Genomic DNA, 13,322 nt, shown 5'->3' on the forward strand with positions numbered 1-13,322 from the left:
AAGTTCGTCGGCTCCACCATCATCTATGCATATATGCAGGCTATCGGAATGGTCAATGATCATTGCGTCGACTGCTTCAGGCACAAGCCGCTGCGCAAGAAGTGACTGCGGTTTCACCGTGAAAATCCCATGTTCATGGCTAGTGCGGCAGCCCGGCAATCTGCATCATGCCAAAGAGCTAACGGCGGGGGGAGCCATGCTGATCTATATCGTGGTCGCGAAATTCGACACCGGGCACCGTGAAGAACGGGCCTTCGCCTTCCATCGCGCTGCACGCGCTTACGCCGCCGCCCGGTCCGCCGAGGCTGCCACCGACGTCATCGAAGTGCCGATCGTCGGCGGCATGGCCAGTCCGGAGATCGCCTATACCCTCCGCTGGAATGACCACTCGGAAGATACCGATAACATCGAAGCCGTCTACGGCAACCATCATCTCGCCCGGCTCGCCGTGGGCCGGCACGGACGCGTCGAGGAGCTGCCCATCGACCTCGCCATCGATGTCCGCATGAAGCCGGCGCTGCAGGACTCGATCGACGGCAATGCCGTCAACTTCAGGCTGGCGATGGCGGGCATGCGGCAGAACCGCGCGCAACGCCTGCGCCGGATGGCCTGACGCAGGCGCCCGTCGCACTCCCTATTTGACCAGCCCTTCGGCGCGCATCGCTTCCTGCACCGCACGGCGTGCCTGCACGCGTTCGCGGAACGCGACGATGGACGGCCAGCGCTCCAGTTCGATGCCGACGAACCCCGACCAGCCCGACGTCACGAACAGGTAGGCATCGGCGACCGAGAAGCCGCTGTCGAGCAGGTAATCGTGCCGCGACAGGTGCTTTTCGATGGTGTCGAAATGCTTCGCGAGCTGCTCCTTGAACATCGTCTTCGCCTCGGCCGGCATGCCGGGCTTGAACAGCGGCGAAAAGGACTTGTGGATTTCCGAGGTGATGAAGTTCAGCCAGGATTGCAGCTGGTAGCGCGCCGGGCTGCCTGCCGGCGGAGCGAGCTTCGAGGCCGGCGCCTTGTCGGCGATGTATTGCATGATCGCCGGGCCCTCGGTGAGCGTGAATCCGGGTTCGATCTCGAACGCCGGCACATAGCCGTGCGGATTGATCGCAAGGTAGTCCTGGCCGTCCGCGGTACGCTTGGTGCCGGTGTCGACCTTGACCAGTTCGAACGGCAGGCCGGCCTCGCGCAGGGCAATGTGCGGGGCGAGGGAGCAGACGCCGGGGGCGTAATAGAGTTTCATGTCGTGTCCTTTCATTGTTGTGGCGGCCGTCGGAAAAAACGCCGCCGTGGTGCTAATGTAGGATTGTGGTCATGCAATGAAAATAGGCACACATGAAATCGTCATATGCAAAGATGCAATCGATACTCAGCCCCGCCGACCTTGAACTCGTGCTGGCACTGGCACGCGGCCGGTCGCTGCAGGGCGCGGCGGAACGCTTGCGGGTCGATACCTCGACCGTGTTCCGCTCCATCAAGCGCATCGAGAAAGACCTTGGCGCACTGCTGTTCGAACGCGGCAGGCAGGGCTACCTGCCGACGGAACTCGGGCGCGAGCTGGCAGGCTACGCGGAGCGCATAGAGACCCAGTTGCAGGAGGCGCGCGAAGTCGCCGCCAGGGGCGGCAGCGAACCGGCCGGGGCACTGCGCATCACGACGACCGATACCGTGCTGAACGGCCTGCTGCTGCCCGTGCTCGGCAGGTTCACGGCGGAATATCCGCAGGTCGAGCTTGAGCTCATCGCGACCAATACCCTGGCCAACCTCAGCCAGCGCGACGCCGACGTCGCCATCCGCGCCACGCGCAAGCCGCCGGAACATCTGGTCGGCAGCCACCTGGGCTCGATCCCGTCCGCGGTGTACGCTTCGCAGGACTACGTCGACAGGATGGACGGCCGCATCGACCTGGAGACGGCCGACTGGATCGCGCTGGATGAATCGCTCGCCGACCATCCTTCGGTGCGCTGGCGCCGCCAGCGTTTTCCGAAGGTGCAGCCGCGCTATCGGTGCAACAGCGTGCTGTCGGTCGCAGGCTCGGTCGTGTGGGGGCTGGGTATCGGCGTGGCGCCGATGTTCCTGCTGAGGGACCATCCGCAGGCGCGCGTCGTCGAGGGGCCGGTGGCGGAACTCGAAGCCGGCCTGTGGATGCTGGCGCACCCGGACATCCGCCATTTGAAGCGGGTCAAGCTGCTGTTCGATTTCCTGCGCGAGCACGTAAGGATGTGATGGAGCTTGCGGCCCCTCAAGGAAGGCAGGCGGCACTCTGCAAAGATGTGGAAGCACCGCCTCCCACTCGACCGCCATGCGATTGCCACCACTCCTTGCCCTGTTGCTGCTTGCCCCGCTGCCGGCCCTGGCCGTCGAGGATTTCAGCGGCGCCTGGGTAGGCTGGATTTGCCCGAGCGGCGTGCAGCGCGATTCGGGCAAGTGCTCGAATTTCGTCCTGGAGCTGCACCAGAAGGACGACCAGCTCTGCGGCGCACATATGTTTGCGACTGCCGGCGCGGAACGCCTGGATGAAGGCATGGCGCCCTCCGTGCTGGGCGAGATCGCCAACGACGTCGCTACCGTGGTCGCAATGAGCACCCGCGTCAATCCCCCGGTGAAGGTACGCGTGGAGCTGAAGAAGTCGAACGGCATGCTGCACTGGATCCGGATGGAGCATCCGCCGGGCGATTACCTGCTGCCAAAGTCCACACACATGAGCCGGTCGAAAAGCAAGACCCTGTTCGCACCGGTATTCGAACAGGAGCTCAAGGCAGCCTGTTCATCGGCCTTCGTGATGGCGGCACAGGAAGCCGAGAAGCGCGCGAAAGAGGCGGCCGCGAGAGAGCAGGCGGCGCGTGCTGCGCCTGCCGCCGCCGCACCGGCGGATACCGCTTCACCGGTCCAGGCCAGGCCCTGACTTCCACCCTCCGCTGAATCTTCTTAGACAGACCCGTCATCTTTCCGGATTTTCTCTTGGTAGTTGGCTGCTACATTCCTCATGGGCATGTGCGGACCGTCCCGGCCGCGCATGCCGTCAGGATCCCGCTGGCAATGTAGTAACCAGCACGGGCAATGGCGCCCGTGCCGTCTCTCCTCAGTGTCTCCTGAGGTTTGGAGTGGAGATCACGCAGTCTCCACTCCGTTTTTTCCCGCGCCCGCTTTGGCAGTACACTGGAGCAATGCGGCCCTCAGCGGCCGTCGCATTGTCATCCATGCAATTCTCCCGATGCCCATCAACTACCTTGCATCACTGACGGCGCAGGAACGTTCCGCCCGCGCCAACCTCCACCTCGGCACCTGCCTGGCCTTTGTCGCCGGCGCGCTCAATGCCGGCGGCTTCCTCGCCATCGGGCAGTACACCTCGCACATGACCGGCATGCTGTCCTCGGCCGCCGACAACCTCGTGCTCGGCCACTTTCCGCTGGTGGTCACTGCCTTCCTGTCCATCCTCGCGTTTGCGCTCGGGGCGGCGACCACCGCGGTGATGGTCAATTACGCAAGACGCAACCTGCGCGGCAATCCCTACATGCCGGCGCTGCTGACCGAATCGGTGCTGCTGCTGGTGTTCGGTCTGATGGGCGCGAACCTGCAGATGCATGAGCTGGTTGACCTGTCGGTCACGGCGGCGCTGCTCTGCTATGTGATGGGCCTGCAGAATGCGCTGGTCACCAAGATCTCGAATGCCGAGATCCGCACCACCCATGTCACCGGCCTGTTCACCGACATCGGCATCGAGCTGGGCAAGCTGTTCTACTGGAACCGGGCGGAGGGCATCGAGCGCGACCACTTCGTCGCCGCCAACCGCACCAAGCTGCGGGTGCACCTGTCGCTGGTCGTGTCGTTTTTCGTCGGCGGCGTCGCGGGGGCCCTGGGCTTCAAGCAGGTCGGGTTTTCGGCGACGATTCCGCTGGCGATCGGGCTGGTCGTGATGTCTTCCGCGCCGATGTTCAAGCCACAGCACTAAATCTCACGTAAGATGGTCTGCACTCATGACCATCGTTGCCGTCTTCAACCAGAAGGGCGGGGTGGGCAAGACCACCACAACCCTCAATCTCGCCGCCGCGCTGGTGCGTCGCGGCCGTACTCCTTTCGGCATCGACCTTGATCCCCAGGCGCACTTCAGCGCCATCGCCGGCGTGACCGCAGCCTCCGGTGACGACACCCTGCTCAGCCTCTTCCAGCGCAACCGTCACCTCGCCGAACTGGTCCGGCCCGCCGCCTGCGGCATCCGTGTCATCCCCGCCCACATGGAGCTGTCGAAGGTCGATACCCTGTTCGGCAAGGGCTACAACGTGGTCAACCGGCTTAATGCCAGCCTGCGGGCGGAATGCCTCACCAATCCCGGCAGCCCGGTGCTGATCGACTGCTGCCCGCTGATCGGCGTGCTGTCGCTCAATGCGATCTTTGCCAGCGACTGCCTGGTCGTCCCCATTTCAGCCGACCACCTGTCCTACAAGAGCGCGCTGCAGGTGGACAAGGCGCTCAAGGCGCTGGAGCCGGTGCTCAAGCGGCGCGTGCGCAGGCGTTACCTGCTGACGCGCTTCGACAACCGCCGGCGCATGGCGAAGGAAGTGCAGGCGATGCTGGAGGAGCGTTTCGGTGAGGAGGTGTGCCGCACGCGGATTGCCGAAAATGTCAGCCTGGCGGAGAGCCCGGCCCACAACAAGACGGTGTTCGAGCATGCGCCGGGCAGCCGGGGGGCGCAGGATTACGATGCACTGCTTGAAGAGCTGGTTGCTGCCGGCTTCTTTGAATGACTACTTTGAAATCAGCGTCAGCAGGTCTTCCATCGACGCCGCCTGCCGCGCCTTTTCCTCCGGCTGCTTGATGGTGCAGGTGATGACCGTGCAGTTGCGGTACATCTGGAACAGCTTGCGTTCCGCATCTTCCCGGTCGCGCCCGGCGATCACGATGCTGTCGACTCTCTGGCCGCTGCGGGTGTGGATCGCAAAATCGAACTTCTGCATGGCATCTCCCTGCAAGCGTTGCTATACAGTCAAGTGTAGGCGACGCTGTTGCCGAAGGGAAGTCAGGCAGAAATATCGACGGTGGTGCCCGGTTCGACCAGGTCGAACAATTCGATGATGTCGGCATTGCGCATGCGCACGCAGCCATGCGACCGGGGCTCGCCCATCGGCTCAGTGTCCGGGCAACCGTGGATATAGATATAGCGGCGCATGGTGTCGACTTCGCCCAGGCGATTCACGCCGGGTTCGCAGCCGGAGAGCCAGAGGATGCGCGTCAGGATCCAGTCGCGGCCGGGGAAGGCGGCATGCAGTTCCGGCGTATGGACTTCGCCGGTCGGGCGCCTGCCGCGGAACACGGTGCCGGACGCCGTATCCGCGCCGATTTTCGCGCGAACCAGGTGACGGCCGCGGGGCGTGCAGTTGCTGCCGCTCAGTTCGCCCGGCCCATTCGTGGCGGTCGATACGGAATAGCGGCGCAGGACATGCCCGTCGTCGTCGAGCAGGTCCAGTGTCTGTTCTGCAATACGGATCAGGATGTGCGGCATGGCGGCTACGATACAGGCTGCGCATGTGCTGAGCAAGATCGTACAAGCGCACAGCCGGCGGCGGCGTTACCATGGCCGGCTGAAAGGAAAATTGATGCAGCACCATCCCACCCGTCTGTCCAGTTTCGCCGCCGGCGCACGCGACACCGTCCCCATGCTGGTCGGCGCCGCGCCATTCGGCATGATCTTCGGCACGCTCGTCAGCGCCGGCCCGCTCGCCGCCTGGCAGGGGCAACTCATGTCGCTGGGCGTGTTCGCCGGTTCCAGCCAGTTCATCGCCGCCGGACTCATGGCCGGGCAGGCGGGCATGCTGGTCATCTGGTTTACCACCTTCATCGTCAACCTGCGCCACATGCTGTACGCCGCCGCCCTGCTGCCGCACGTGGCGCACCTGCCCGCGCGCTGGCGCTGGACGCTCGGCTTCCTGATGACGGACGAGACTTTCGCGGTGATGAACGGCTATTACAGCCGGCGCACCGACAACCCTCACGGCCACTGGTACTTCCTCGGCTCGTGCCTGTCGATGTACCTGAACTGGCAGGCATGGACCCTGGTCGGCCTCGTCTTTGGCGCGGTATTCCCGGAACTGCAATCGCTGGGGCTGGACTACGCGATGGTTGCGACCTTCATCGCCATCATCGTGCCGCAGCTGAACCGCATTCCGCATCTCGGCGCGGCGCTGGCGGCGGGCACCTTCGCCTACCTGCTGCAGGGCTTGCCCTACAAGCTCGGCCTGATGCTCGCGGTGCTGGCCGGTGTAGCGACCGGCATGGCATTGACGCGCTGGAACGCCGGTGTGCGGGCGGAAGAAAGGAACCTTGCATGAGCTATACCTGGACCATCCTCGGCATGGCGGTCATTACCTTTTTCATCAAGGCCACCATCTTCATCCTTGGCGGGCGCGTCGCTTTTCCGCCGCTGCTGCAGCAGGCACTCGGTTTCGTGCCGGTCACGGTGCTGACCGCCATCATCGTGCCCATGGTGCTGTCGCCGCACGGCGAGGGTCTCGAACTCACCTGGCGCAATCCGCAACTGGTCGCGTCGATTATCGCCATTCTCGTCTGCGCGGCGACACGCAAGCAGCTGCTGACCATCGCCCTCGCGCTGGTCGCTTTCTTCGGCTGGCAGTTCAGGGTACTGCAATAGCAATTCGATAAGAGAGGGATTGTCGCCCGGACGACAATTTCCTTTCAGCATTGCGCCCGCCCGCAATGACTGGCAGAATTTCCCCGTCTGCAAGTACGGATATTCACACGGGGTGCGCTGCGCCTCCTGCCATTCATCAAGCTGGAGAATTCATGGGGCGCGCGTTCGGCCTTCGCGGCAAGTCGGTCCTTGCTCTGTTCGGGACCTGCGTCCTCGTCCTTCTGCTGGCCAGCCTGATCGGCTTCCAGGCGGTCGAATCGATCCGCTCCCATCTCGGCACCGCCTACACCCGCAACTACACCCTGCTCAACCGCGAGCGCATCGTCGCCCCGGTGGCGCGCGAACTGGCGCTGTCGCTGCGACTGGCCAATTCCGAGGTGATCCGGCAGTGGCTGCTCGAGGACGAGCATCCGGAAAAGAAAGCCGTCGCCCTGCGCGAGGCTGAAAGCTTCCGCCGCGATTTCACCGACCAGTCCTACTTCATCATTTCCGACATCACGAAGCACTACTTCTTCAATGACAGGCGCTCCGAATACAGCGATGCGCCGCGCTACACGCTGAAGGAAGAAGACCGCAACGACGCCTGGTACTTCAATACGATGAAGGGCGACAAGGCCTTCAACATCAATGTCGACCCCGACGTGAAGCTGAACGTGACCAAGGTCTGGTTCAACGTGCTGGTCAGGGACGGCGACCGCAAGATCGGCCTTGCCGGTACAGGCCTGGACCTGACCACCTTCCTCAACGACTTCGTCAGCACCAAGGAGCCGGGCGTCACCCCCATGATCGTCGACGCCAACGGCGCGGTGCAGGCGCATCCGGACAACAAGCGCATTGCATTCAACTCCGCGACCAAGGAAGCGATCATCGAGCAGTCGCTGTACGGCCTGCTGCGCGGCGACAAGGACATCACGGAAGCGAAGGCCGCACTGGACAGGGCGGCCGCCAGCCCCGGCAAGGCGGAAGTGTTCACCGCCAACCTCGACGGCAAGCGGCAGCAGGTGGCGGTGTCCTACATCCCCGAACTGAAGTGGCATGTGATTACCGCGGTCGACCTCGACGTGGCTGACCTGCTCGACACCGACCTGCTGAAATGGGTGGCGCTGGCGACCATGGCCCTGCTGGTGCTGGCCATGGCAGCGTTCGCGTATGCGATCAACCGCCTCGTCCTGGCACCCTTGTTGCGCCTGAAGCAATCGGCGCAGGAAATGGCGGCTGGTAATTACACCGTGGCGCTGCCGCCGGCCGGCAAGGACGAGATCGGCGGCCTGACCAGGGCCTTCGGCGCGATGGCCGACAAGGTGCGCCGCCACACGGAGGAACTGGAAGAGACGGTGCGCGACCGCACGCAGGAACTGACGCGCGCCAACCGCGAAATGTCGCTGGCGCACAAGAAGATCAGCGACTCCATTTCCTACGCCAGCCTGATCCAGCGCGCCATCCTGCCGGACCGGCAACTGACCAGCGCGCTCGGCGAGAATCATTTCGTGCTCTGGCGTCCACGCGATGTGGTAGGTGGCGATTTCTATGTCTACCGCGAGGTCGAGGGCGGCTGCCTGCTGGGCGTGGTCGATTGCGCAGGCCACGGCGTGCCGGGCGCCTTCATGACCATGCTCGCGCGCGCGGCGATCGACCAGGCCATCGACGAGACCGGCGCGCGCGATCCGGCCGCCATCCTCTCCCGCACCGACGCCGTCATGCGCGGCATGCTGCAGGCCGGCGAACGCCGCCGCGATATCGCGACCATGATGGATGCGGGCATTGCCCACGTCGACTTCGCTTCGCGCCGCGTGACCTTTGCCGGCGCACGCATCGCGCTCTACTGGAGCGACGGCGAGGAGATCGGCATCGTGCACGGTGCGCGGCGCTCGATCGGCGACCGCCACATCGGCGATTACCAGAACGAAAGCGTGGAACTGGCGCCGTCGCGCACCTTCTACCTGACCACCGACGGTTTCCTCGACCAGGCGGGCGGCGAGAAGGGCTTCGGTTTCGGCAACGCGCGCTTCGTCGACATGTTGCGCCGGCATGCCAACCGTCCGCTGGACGAGCAGAGCGGTGCGTTTGCCTCTACACTGGCAGACTACCAGGGCAGCCATCCGCAACGCGACGACATCACCATGCTTTGCTTCCGATTTGCACAAGGGGATAACAACCATGGGTCAGATTGATCTCTTTTCGCTGCAGCAGACGTACAACCAGCAGCGGATCCTGCTGTGCTTCAACGGTCCGCTCACGCAAAGCCTGATCGAAGAGATCGGCCACGCGCTGCGCAACTACATGGAGCGCGAACACGCGACGCCGTCTTCCGCGATGGATGTGTTCGGCGCCTATATCGAATTGACGCAGAACATCCGCCACTATGCCGCCCGCAAGGGATGGGATGCATCCGCCGCTGCGGCGGCAGCCACTGTCGTGATTGCCCGTGATACGGAAGGGCGTTACGTGGTTTCGGCGGGCAATATCCTCGAAGCGGCCGACGGCCCGGCGCTGGAAACGCGTGTCAACGCGCTGGCGGCAATGGACAAGGTGCAGCTCAAGGCGCAATACAAGGAGCAGCTGCGCAAGCCGCGGGAAGAAGGCGCGACGACCGGCGCCGGCCTCGGCCTGATCGACCTCGCGCGCAAGGCGGCCGAGCCGCTGTCCTGCTCGCTGCGCACACTGGATGACGGCCGCGCGTTTTTCAGCCTGCGCGTGGTCATGTAAAGGAAGGAAGAATAATGGAAAACCTGAACATCGAGGGCACACAGTCCACACCGTCGATTCTCGCGGATGCGCAGGCGGGCACCGTGGAAATGCGCGGCGACTCCTATCCGGAAAACTCGTTCGAGCTGTTCTCGCCGGCGATGAAGTGGATCGAGCAATTCCTGGCCGAAGGCGGACGCGCGCTCACGCTCAACCTGCACCTGCTGTACCTGAACACCAGCAGCGTGAAGGCCATGATGGACATCTTCGACATCCTGGAAGACGCGCACCGTGCCGGCCGCAAGGTGGCGGTCAACTGGTTCTACGACGAGCAGAACGAGCGCGTCGCCGACCTGGCCGAGGAATTCAAGGAAGACTGCACGTTCCCCTTTGAAATCACCAGCCAGGTGGAGTAACCGTGCGCGACGAACATCACCTGCAGCTGATGATCGAAACCCTCCTCGCGGATCCGGAGAACGAGGGCAATGCCTTGCGCCATCCGCTGGCCGAGCTGTACGAGGAATACCGCAGCCTGCTGTACCAGATCGACCGCATCACCCGGATCTCGGACCGCTACCAGAATGTCAGCCGCGAGGAAAAGGATGCGCTGGCCGGACGCTACAACAAGCAGCTGCGCCAGCTGGAAAAGATTGCCCGCATCTCGGACCGTTACCAGTCCATGATGCGCGACCTGAACGAAGCGCTGAAGGATGCTTCCACCAAGGATGCGCTGACCGGCATCGGCAATCGCCGCATGCTGATGGAAAGCCTGAAGGCGGAAACCGCCCGCGCCGAACGCCTGGAACGCCCGCTGACCATCGTGCTGATCGACGTCGACCGCTTCAAGTCGGTCAATGACCTCTACGGCCACGAAGCCGGCGACAAGGTGCTGGTGCGCATCGCCAACGCCATCCGCAGCGGCGTGCGTGACTACGACCTGTGCGGCCGCTGGGGCGGCGAGGAATTCATGGTCATCATGCCGGAAGTCCCGGCGGACGAAGGTGCTGTGGTGGTTGAGCGCATGCGCGAGGCGATCGCCGGCATCGACATGGTGGCTGACGACAAGTCAGTGCAGATTTCAGCCAGTTTCGGCATTGCCGAGCGCCGGCCGGGCGAGCGCATTTCCGACACCATCAACCGCGCCGATGCCGCGCTGTTCGACGCCAAGCGCAACGGGCGCAACCGCTACGAAATTGCGGCCTGAGCAGGGTCTTCAGGGATAGGTTAAAGTAGGACCTGCCATCACGAACGCGGGGACGCCCCCGCCTCTTCCCGACTTCACGTGGACGGCCACGGAATTGTCTCCGCACGCAAAATGTCCTGGTTTATCCTGATCATCGCCGGCCTGTTCGAGGTCGGCTGGGCCATTGGCCTCAAGTACACCGAAGGTTTCACCCGTCCCGTGCCGTCGGCGCTGACCCTCGTCAGCATGGTCGCCAGCGTGGTCCTGCTCGGGATCGCGATGCGCACGCTGCCGGTAGGCACATCGTATGCGGTGTGGACCGGCATAGGCATTGTCGGCACCGCCATCCTCGGCACCGTCCTGCTGAAGGAGGGATTGTCGGCGGGGCAGTGGATCTGCGTTGCGCTGATCCTGGGCGGAATTGCGGGGCTGAAGGCGCTCAGCCCGCATTAGCAAGACGAATTACTTCTTCTTTTTCTTCGGCGCCAGCAGCGTATGCCGGCAGCTCGGTGCGCCGCACAGGCACTGGTAGGCGCGCTTGAGCGCCGGCGTGTGGCGTTCTTCCAGGATCAGTCCGTAGTCGTAGTTCAACTCCTCGCCGCGCGCGATGTCGCGCAGCGCGTAGATGAACACCTTGCCGTCTTCCTCGCGCGCCTCGCAGTTCGGTTCGCACGCATGATTGATCCAGCGTGCGTCGTTGCCCTGGCTGCCGCCGTCGATGATCTTGCCGCTTTCGAGGCTGAAGAAGAAGGTGTGGAAATCGTCCGCCGCCTTCAGGTTCTCGCGCCGCACCGCTTCCTTCCAGCTGATGCGTTCGCCCTGGTATTCCAGGATGCAGGTGCCCTCGGGGATCTTGCGGGCGGCGAACACGCCGCGGCCGTGCACGCGGGAATTCTTGACGACATGCAGGGGCCGGTTTTCGGTGGCGGTATCGGTATTGCTGGTGCGATTCATCTCGTATCGGGCAGGTTCAATGTGGTGTGGGTGCGTATTATCTCAAACGTCCCCGGACGGCGTACTGCTTTTTATACAATGTCCGCATTCACCAGCCGACGCCTTTCCCATGACCGCTCATCGTCTCCAGCCCGCCACGCTTTCCTTCATAGACGGCATTCCCTACGCCGGGTCCTACGGCGACGTCTACCACTCGGATGACGGCGGCCTGGAACAGGCGCGCCATGTTTTCCTGGGCGGGAACGGGCTGCCGGAACGCTGGCGCGGCCGGGAACGCTTCACGATCGTCGAGACCGGTTTCGGCCTCGGCCTGAATTTCCTCGCTACCTGGCAGGCATGGCGCAACGATCCGCGGCGCAGCAACAAGCTGCATTACCTCGCCATCGAAAAGCATCCGTTCTCCGCACAAGACCTCGCACAGCTGCATGCGATGTGGCCGGAACTCGCATCCCTGTCATCCGCATTGCGCGACGCATGGCCGGTACTGGTTGCCGGGTTCCACCGGATCGAGCTGGACGCGGGCAGCGTGGTCCTGACACTGGCATTCGGCGACATTGCCGACAGCCTGCCGCAGGTCGATGCCGCCGCGGATGCCTTCTACCTGGACGGCTTCGCGCCCAGCAAGAATCCCGAGATGTGGTCGCCGCAGGTGCTCGCACGGCTGAACCGGATCGCCGCGCCGGATGCCACCGTTGCCACCTATACCGTCTCTTCTGCTGTGCGCCAGGCGCTGGCACAGGGTGGATTCATCTGCGAAAAGCGTCCCGGTTTCGGTCGCAAGCGCGACATGCTGGCGGCACACTATGCGCCGCGCTGGCAGCCGCAAGTGCGTCCGCTTCCGGCAGTGCGCGACGCGATCGTGATCGGCGCCGGCATTGCGGGATGCGCTGCGAGCGAGCGATTGGCAGCACGCGGCTGGCAGGTGACGCTCGTCGAACGCCATGACCGTCCGGCGCAGGAGGCGTCCGGCAATCTCGCTGGCATCGCGATGCCCCTGCTGTCCAGGGACGACAACATTTCATCGCGGCTGCTGCGCACGGCTTTCCTGTATTCGGTGGGCCGCTGGGAGGCGCTGGGCGGGATTGGCCGCGCATTTGCGGGAGAAGCGTGCGGCGTGCTGCACCTCGCCAACGATGCTGCACATGCACAGATGCAGCGCGACACGGTCGATGCGCTCGGCCTGCCGCCGGACTTCGTGCGCTGGCTGGATGGCGTTGCGGTGGATGCGATGACAGGCAGCGCAGGCACGCACGGGGCATGGTTATTTCCGCGCGGCGGCTGGGTCACGCCATCCAGCCTGTGCGCGGCAATGCTCGATGCATGCGGGGACCGCTTGCAACGGCGCTTCGTCTCGGAGGCGATGTCGCTGGAGCGGACGGCTGCGGGCTGGCTTGTCCGTGGCGGCGATGGCAATGCGATTGCCGAAGCGCCGGTGGTCATCCTTGCCAACGGAAGCAGTGCAATGTCATTTCCGCAAACGCAGGCATTGCCGCTGTGCGCGATACGCGGGCAGGTCACCCACGTACCGGCCGACGTGCTGCCCGACGTACCGGTTGTGCTGTGCGGCGAGGGCTATGTGACACGTCCCGCGAACGGCATCTGCTGCGTAGGCGCATCCTATGACTTCGATAGCGACAGGCAATTGCGGCAGGCGAGCCATGACGAAAACCTGGCACGGCTTGCGCAGGTATTGCCGCTGGCGAAAGTTGATATCCCCATGGCGGGAAGGGTCGGCTTTCGTTGTGCGTCGCCGGATCGCTTGCCGCTCGTCGGCGCATTGCCGGACATGTGCTTGCCGATCTCCGGCAGCCGATTGCGCGATGTTCCCCGCCTGCCCGGTTTGTACGGTCTGCT

18 protein-coding genes are annotated in these 13,322 nt (G+C 64.0%); 14 read left to right on the forward strand and 4 right to left on the reverse strand.

All coding sequences use genetic code 11. The features are described from left to right. Positions 1–105: DNA-3-methyladenine glycosylase I (locus tag AYR66_RS13600; RefSeq protein WP_141104247.1), on the forward strand; the 105-nt coding region annotated here is incomplete at its 5' end. Positions 106–196: 91 nt separating this feature from the next. Next, the gene (locus AYR66_RS13605) at positions 197–613 is read left to right on the forward strand and encodes a hypothetical protein (RefSeq protein WP_088707926.1); all 417 of its coding nucleotides are present in this window, start codon (positions 197–199) and stop codon (positions 611–613) included. Between the two features lie 21 nt (positions 614–634). Here AYR66_RS13605 and gstA read toward each other — a convergent pair whose 3' ends face one another. Next, the gene (gene gstA, locus AYR66_RS13610; RefSeq protein WP_088707927.1) at positions 635–1,243 is read right to left on the reverse strand and encodes a glutathione transferase GstA; all 609 of its coding nucleotides are present in this window, start codon (positions 1,241–1,243) and stop codon (positions 635–637) included. 92 nt (positions 1,244–1,335) lie between these two features. Here gstA and AYR66_RS13615 point away from each other — a divergent pair, with 92 nt between their 5' ends. From AYR66_RS13615 to AYR66_RS13630, 4 genes are all read left to right on the forward strand, one after another. Then, positions 1,336–2,226: a LysR family transcriptional regulator gene (locus tag AYR66_RS13615; RefSeq protein ID WP_088707928.1), complete on the forward strand. Its 891-nt coding sequence runs from the start codon at positions 1,336–1,338 to the stop codon at positions 2,224–2,226. 76 nt (positions 2,227–2,302) lie between these two features. Next, positions 2,303–2,905, forward strand: coding sequence for a hypothetical protein (locus tag AYR66_RS13620; RefSeq protein ID WP_088707929.1), 603 nt, complete (start codon positions 2,303–2,305; stop codon positions 2,903–2,905). Positions 2,906–3,214: 309 nt separating this feature from the next. Beyond that, entirely contained in the window at positions 3,215–3,952 is a 738-nt protein-coding gene (locus tag AYR66_RS13625; RefSeq protein ID WP_088707930.1) for a YoaK family protein, read from the forward strand. Between the two features lie 25 nt (positions 3,953–3,977). Further along, a complete protein-coding gene (locus tag AYR66_RS13630) occupies positions 3,978–4,745 on the forward strand; it encodes a ParA family protein (protein WP_088707931.1) in 768 nt (255 codons plus the stop codon). Here the strand turns inward: AYR66_RS13630 and AYR66_RS13635 are convergent, their stop codons facing one another. Together AYR66_RS13635 and AYR66_RS13640 are read right to left on the reverse strand one after the other, a co-directional pair. Further along, positions 4,746–4,955, reverse strand: a complete 210-nt coding sequence (locus AYR66_RS13635; protein WP_088707932.1) for a hypothetical protein — start codon at positions 4,953–4,955, stop codon at positions 4,746–4,748. It lies immediately after the preceding gene. Between the two features lie 62 nt (positions 4,956–5,017). Then, entirely contained in the window at positions 5,018–5,500 is a 483-nt protein-coding gene (locus AYR66_RS13640; protein ID WP_088707933.1) for a L,D-transpeptidase, read from the reverse strand. A 94-nt stretch (positions 5,501–5,594) separates the two neighbouring features. Between AYR66_RS13640 and AYR66_RS13645 the strand changes: the two genes are divergently transcribed. The 7 genes from AYR66_RS13645 (at position 5,595) to sugE (ending at position 10,967) form a co-directional block, all read left to right on the forward strand. Next, positions 5,595–6,326 (forward strand): AzlC family ABC transporter permease, encoded by a 732-nt coding sequence (locus AYR66_RS13645; protein ID WP_088709801.1) that lies wholly within the window; start codon positions 5,595–5,597, stop codon positions 6,324–6,326. Then, positions 6,323–6,646, forward strand: a complete 324-nt coding sequence (locus tag AYR66_RS13650) for an AzlD domain-containing protein (protein ID WP_088707934.1) — start codon at positions 6,323–6,325, stop codon at positions 6,644–6,646. Before AYR66_RS13645 ends, AYR66_RS13650 begins: the two co-directional genes overlap by 4 nt. Positions 6,647–6,798: 152 nt before the next feature. Beyond that, the gene (siaA, locus tag AYR66_RS13655; protein WP_088707935.1) at positions 6,799–8,817 is read left to right on the forward strand and encodes a biofilm regulation protein phosphatase SiaA; all 2,019 of its coding nucleotides are present in this window, start codon (positions 6,799–6,801) and stop codon (positions 8,815–8,817) included. After that, positions 8,804–9,352: a biofilm regulation protein kinase SiaB gene (siaB, locus tag AYR66_RS13660; RefSeq protein WP_088707936.1), complete on the forward strand. Its 549-nt coding sequence runs from the start codon at positions 8,804–8,806 to the stop codon at positions 9,350–9,352. Before siaA ends, siaB begins: the two co-directional genes overlap by 14 nt. A gap of 14 nt (positions 9,353–9,366) precedes the next feature. After that, the gene (siaC, locus tag AYR66_RS13665; protein WP_088707937.1) at positions 9,367–9,747 is read left to right on the forward strand and encodes a biofilm regulation phosphoprotein SiaC; all 381 of its coding nucleotides are present in this window, start codon (positions 9,367–9,369) and stop codon (positions 9,745–9,747) included. Positions 9,748–9,749: 2 nt separating this feature from the next. Continuing rightward, the gene (gene siaD / locus AYR66_RS13670; RefSeq protein ID WP_234814897.1) at positions 9,750–10,535 is read left to right on the forward strand and encodes a biofilm regulation diguanylate cyclase SiaD; all 786 of its coding nucleotides are present in this window, start codon (positions 9,750–9,752) and stop codon (positions 10,533–10,535) included. Positions 10,536–10,646: 111 nt separating this feature from the next. Beyond that, positions 10,647–10,967, forward strand: a complete 321-nt coding sequence (sugE, locus tag AYR66_RS13675) for a quaternary ammonium compound efflux SMR transporter SugE (RefSeq protein ID WP_088707938.1) — start codon at positions 10,647–10,649, stop codon at positions 10,965–10,967. A 9-nt stretch (positions 10,968–10,976) separates the two neighbouring features. Here sugE and AYR66_RS13680 read toward each other — a convergent pair whose 3' ends face one another. After that, complete coding sequence (locus AYR66_RS13680) at positions 10,977–11,468, reverse strand: SET domain-containing protein (RefSeq protein WP_088707939.1); 492 nt, start codon at positions 11,466–11,468, stop codon at positions 10,977–10,979. A gap of 109 nt (positions 11,469–11,577) precedes the next feature. Between AYR66_RS13680 and mnmC the strand changes: the two genes are divergently transcribed. Continuing rightward, positions 11,578–13,322 (forward strand): bifunctional tRNA (5-methylaminomethyl-2-thiouridine)(34)-methyltransferase MnmC2/FAD-dependent 5-carboxymethylaminomethyl-2-thiouridine(34) oxidoreductase MnmC1 (gene mnmC / locus AYR66_RS13685; protein WP_088709803.1); only part of this gene is annotated, 1,745 nt, incomplete at its 3' end.

It is taken from the genome of Noviherbaspirillum denitrificans (genome assembly GCF_002211445.1).
Classification (GTDB): Bacteria; Pseudomonadota; Gammaproteobacteria; order Burkholderiales; family Burkholderiaceae_D; genus Noviherbaspirillum; species Noviherbaspirillum denitrificans.

Coding starts and splice junctions, on each gene's coding strand:
- siaB (WP_088707936.1), top strand. CDS start 8,804: ATGGGTCAGATTGATCTCTTTTCGCTGCAGCAGACGTACAACCAGCAG.
- AYR66_RS13635 (WP_088707932.1), bottom strand. CDS start 4,955: ATGCAGAAGTTCGATTTTGCGATCCACACCCGCAGCGGCCAGAGAGTC.
- AYR66_RS13645 (WP_088709801.1), top strand. CDS start 5,595: ATGCAGCACCATCCCACCCGTCTGTCCAGTTTCGCCGCCGGCGCACGC.
- AYR66_RS13680 (WP_088707939.1), bottom strand. CDS start 11,468: ATGAATCGCACCAGCAATACCGATACCGCCACCGAAAACCGGCCCCTG.
- AYR66_RS13650 (WP_088707934.1), top strand. CDS start 6,323: ATGAGCTATACCTGGACCATCCTCGGCATGGCGGTCATTACCTTTTTC.
- siaC (WP_088707937.1), top strand. CDS start 9,367: ATGGAAAACCTGAACATCGAGGGCACACAGTCCACACCGTCGATTCTC.
- AYR66_RS13630 (WP_088707931.1), top strand. CDS start 3,978: ATGACCATCGTTGCCGTCTTCAACCAGAAGGGCGGGGTGGGCAAGACC.
- AYR66_RS13625 (WP_088707930.1), top strand. CDS start 3,215: ATGCCCATCAACTACCTTGCATCACTGACGGCGCAGGAACGTTCCGCC.
- AYR66_RS13640 (WP_088707933.1), bottom strand. CDS start 5,500: ATGCCGCACATCCTGATCCGTATTGCAGAACAGACACTGGACCTGCTC.
- sugE (WP_088707938.1), top strand. CDS start 10,647: ATGTCCTGGTTTATCCTGATCATCGCCGGCCTGTTCGAGGTCGGCTGG.
- gstA (WP_088707927.1), bottom strand. CDS start 1,243: ATGAAACTCTATTACGCCCCCGGCGTCTGCTCCCTCGCCCCGCACATT.
- AYR66_RS13615 (WP_088707928.1), top strand. CDS start 1,336: ATGAAATCGTCATATGCAAAGATGCAATCGATACTCAGCCCCGCCGAC.
- siaA (WP_088707935.1), top strand. CDS start 6,799: ATGGGGCGCGCGTTCGGCCTTCGCGGCAAGTCGGTCCTTGCTCTGTTC.
- AYR66_RS13605 (WP_088707926.1), top strand. CDS start 197: ATGCTGATCTATATCGTGGTCGCGAAATTCGACACCGGGCACCGTGAA.
- AYR66_RS13620 (WP_088707929.1), top strand. CDS start 2,303: ATGCGATTGCCACCACTCCTTGCCCTGTTGCTGCTTGCCCCGCTGCCG.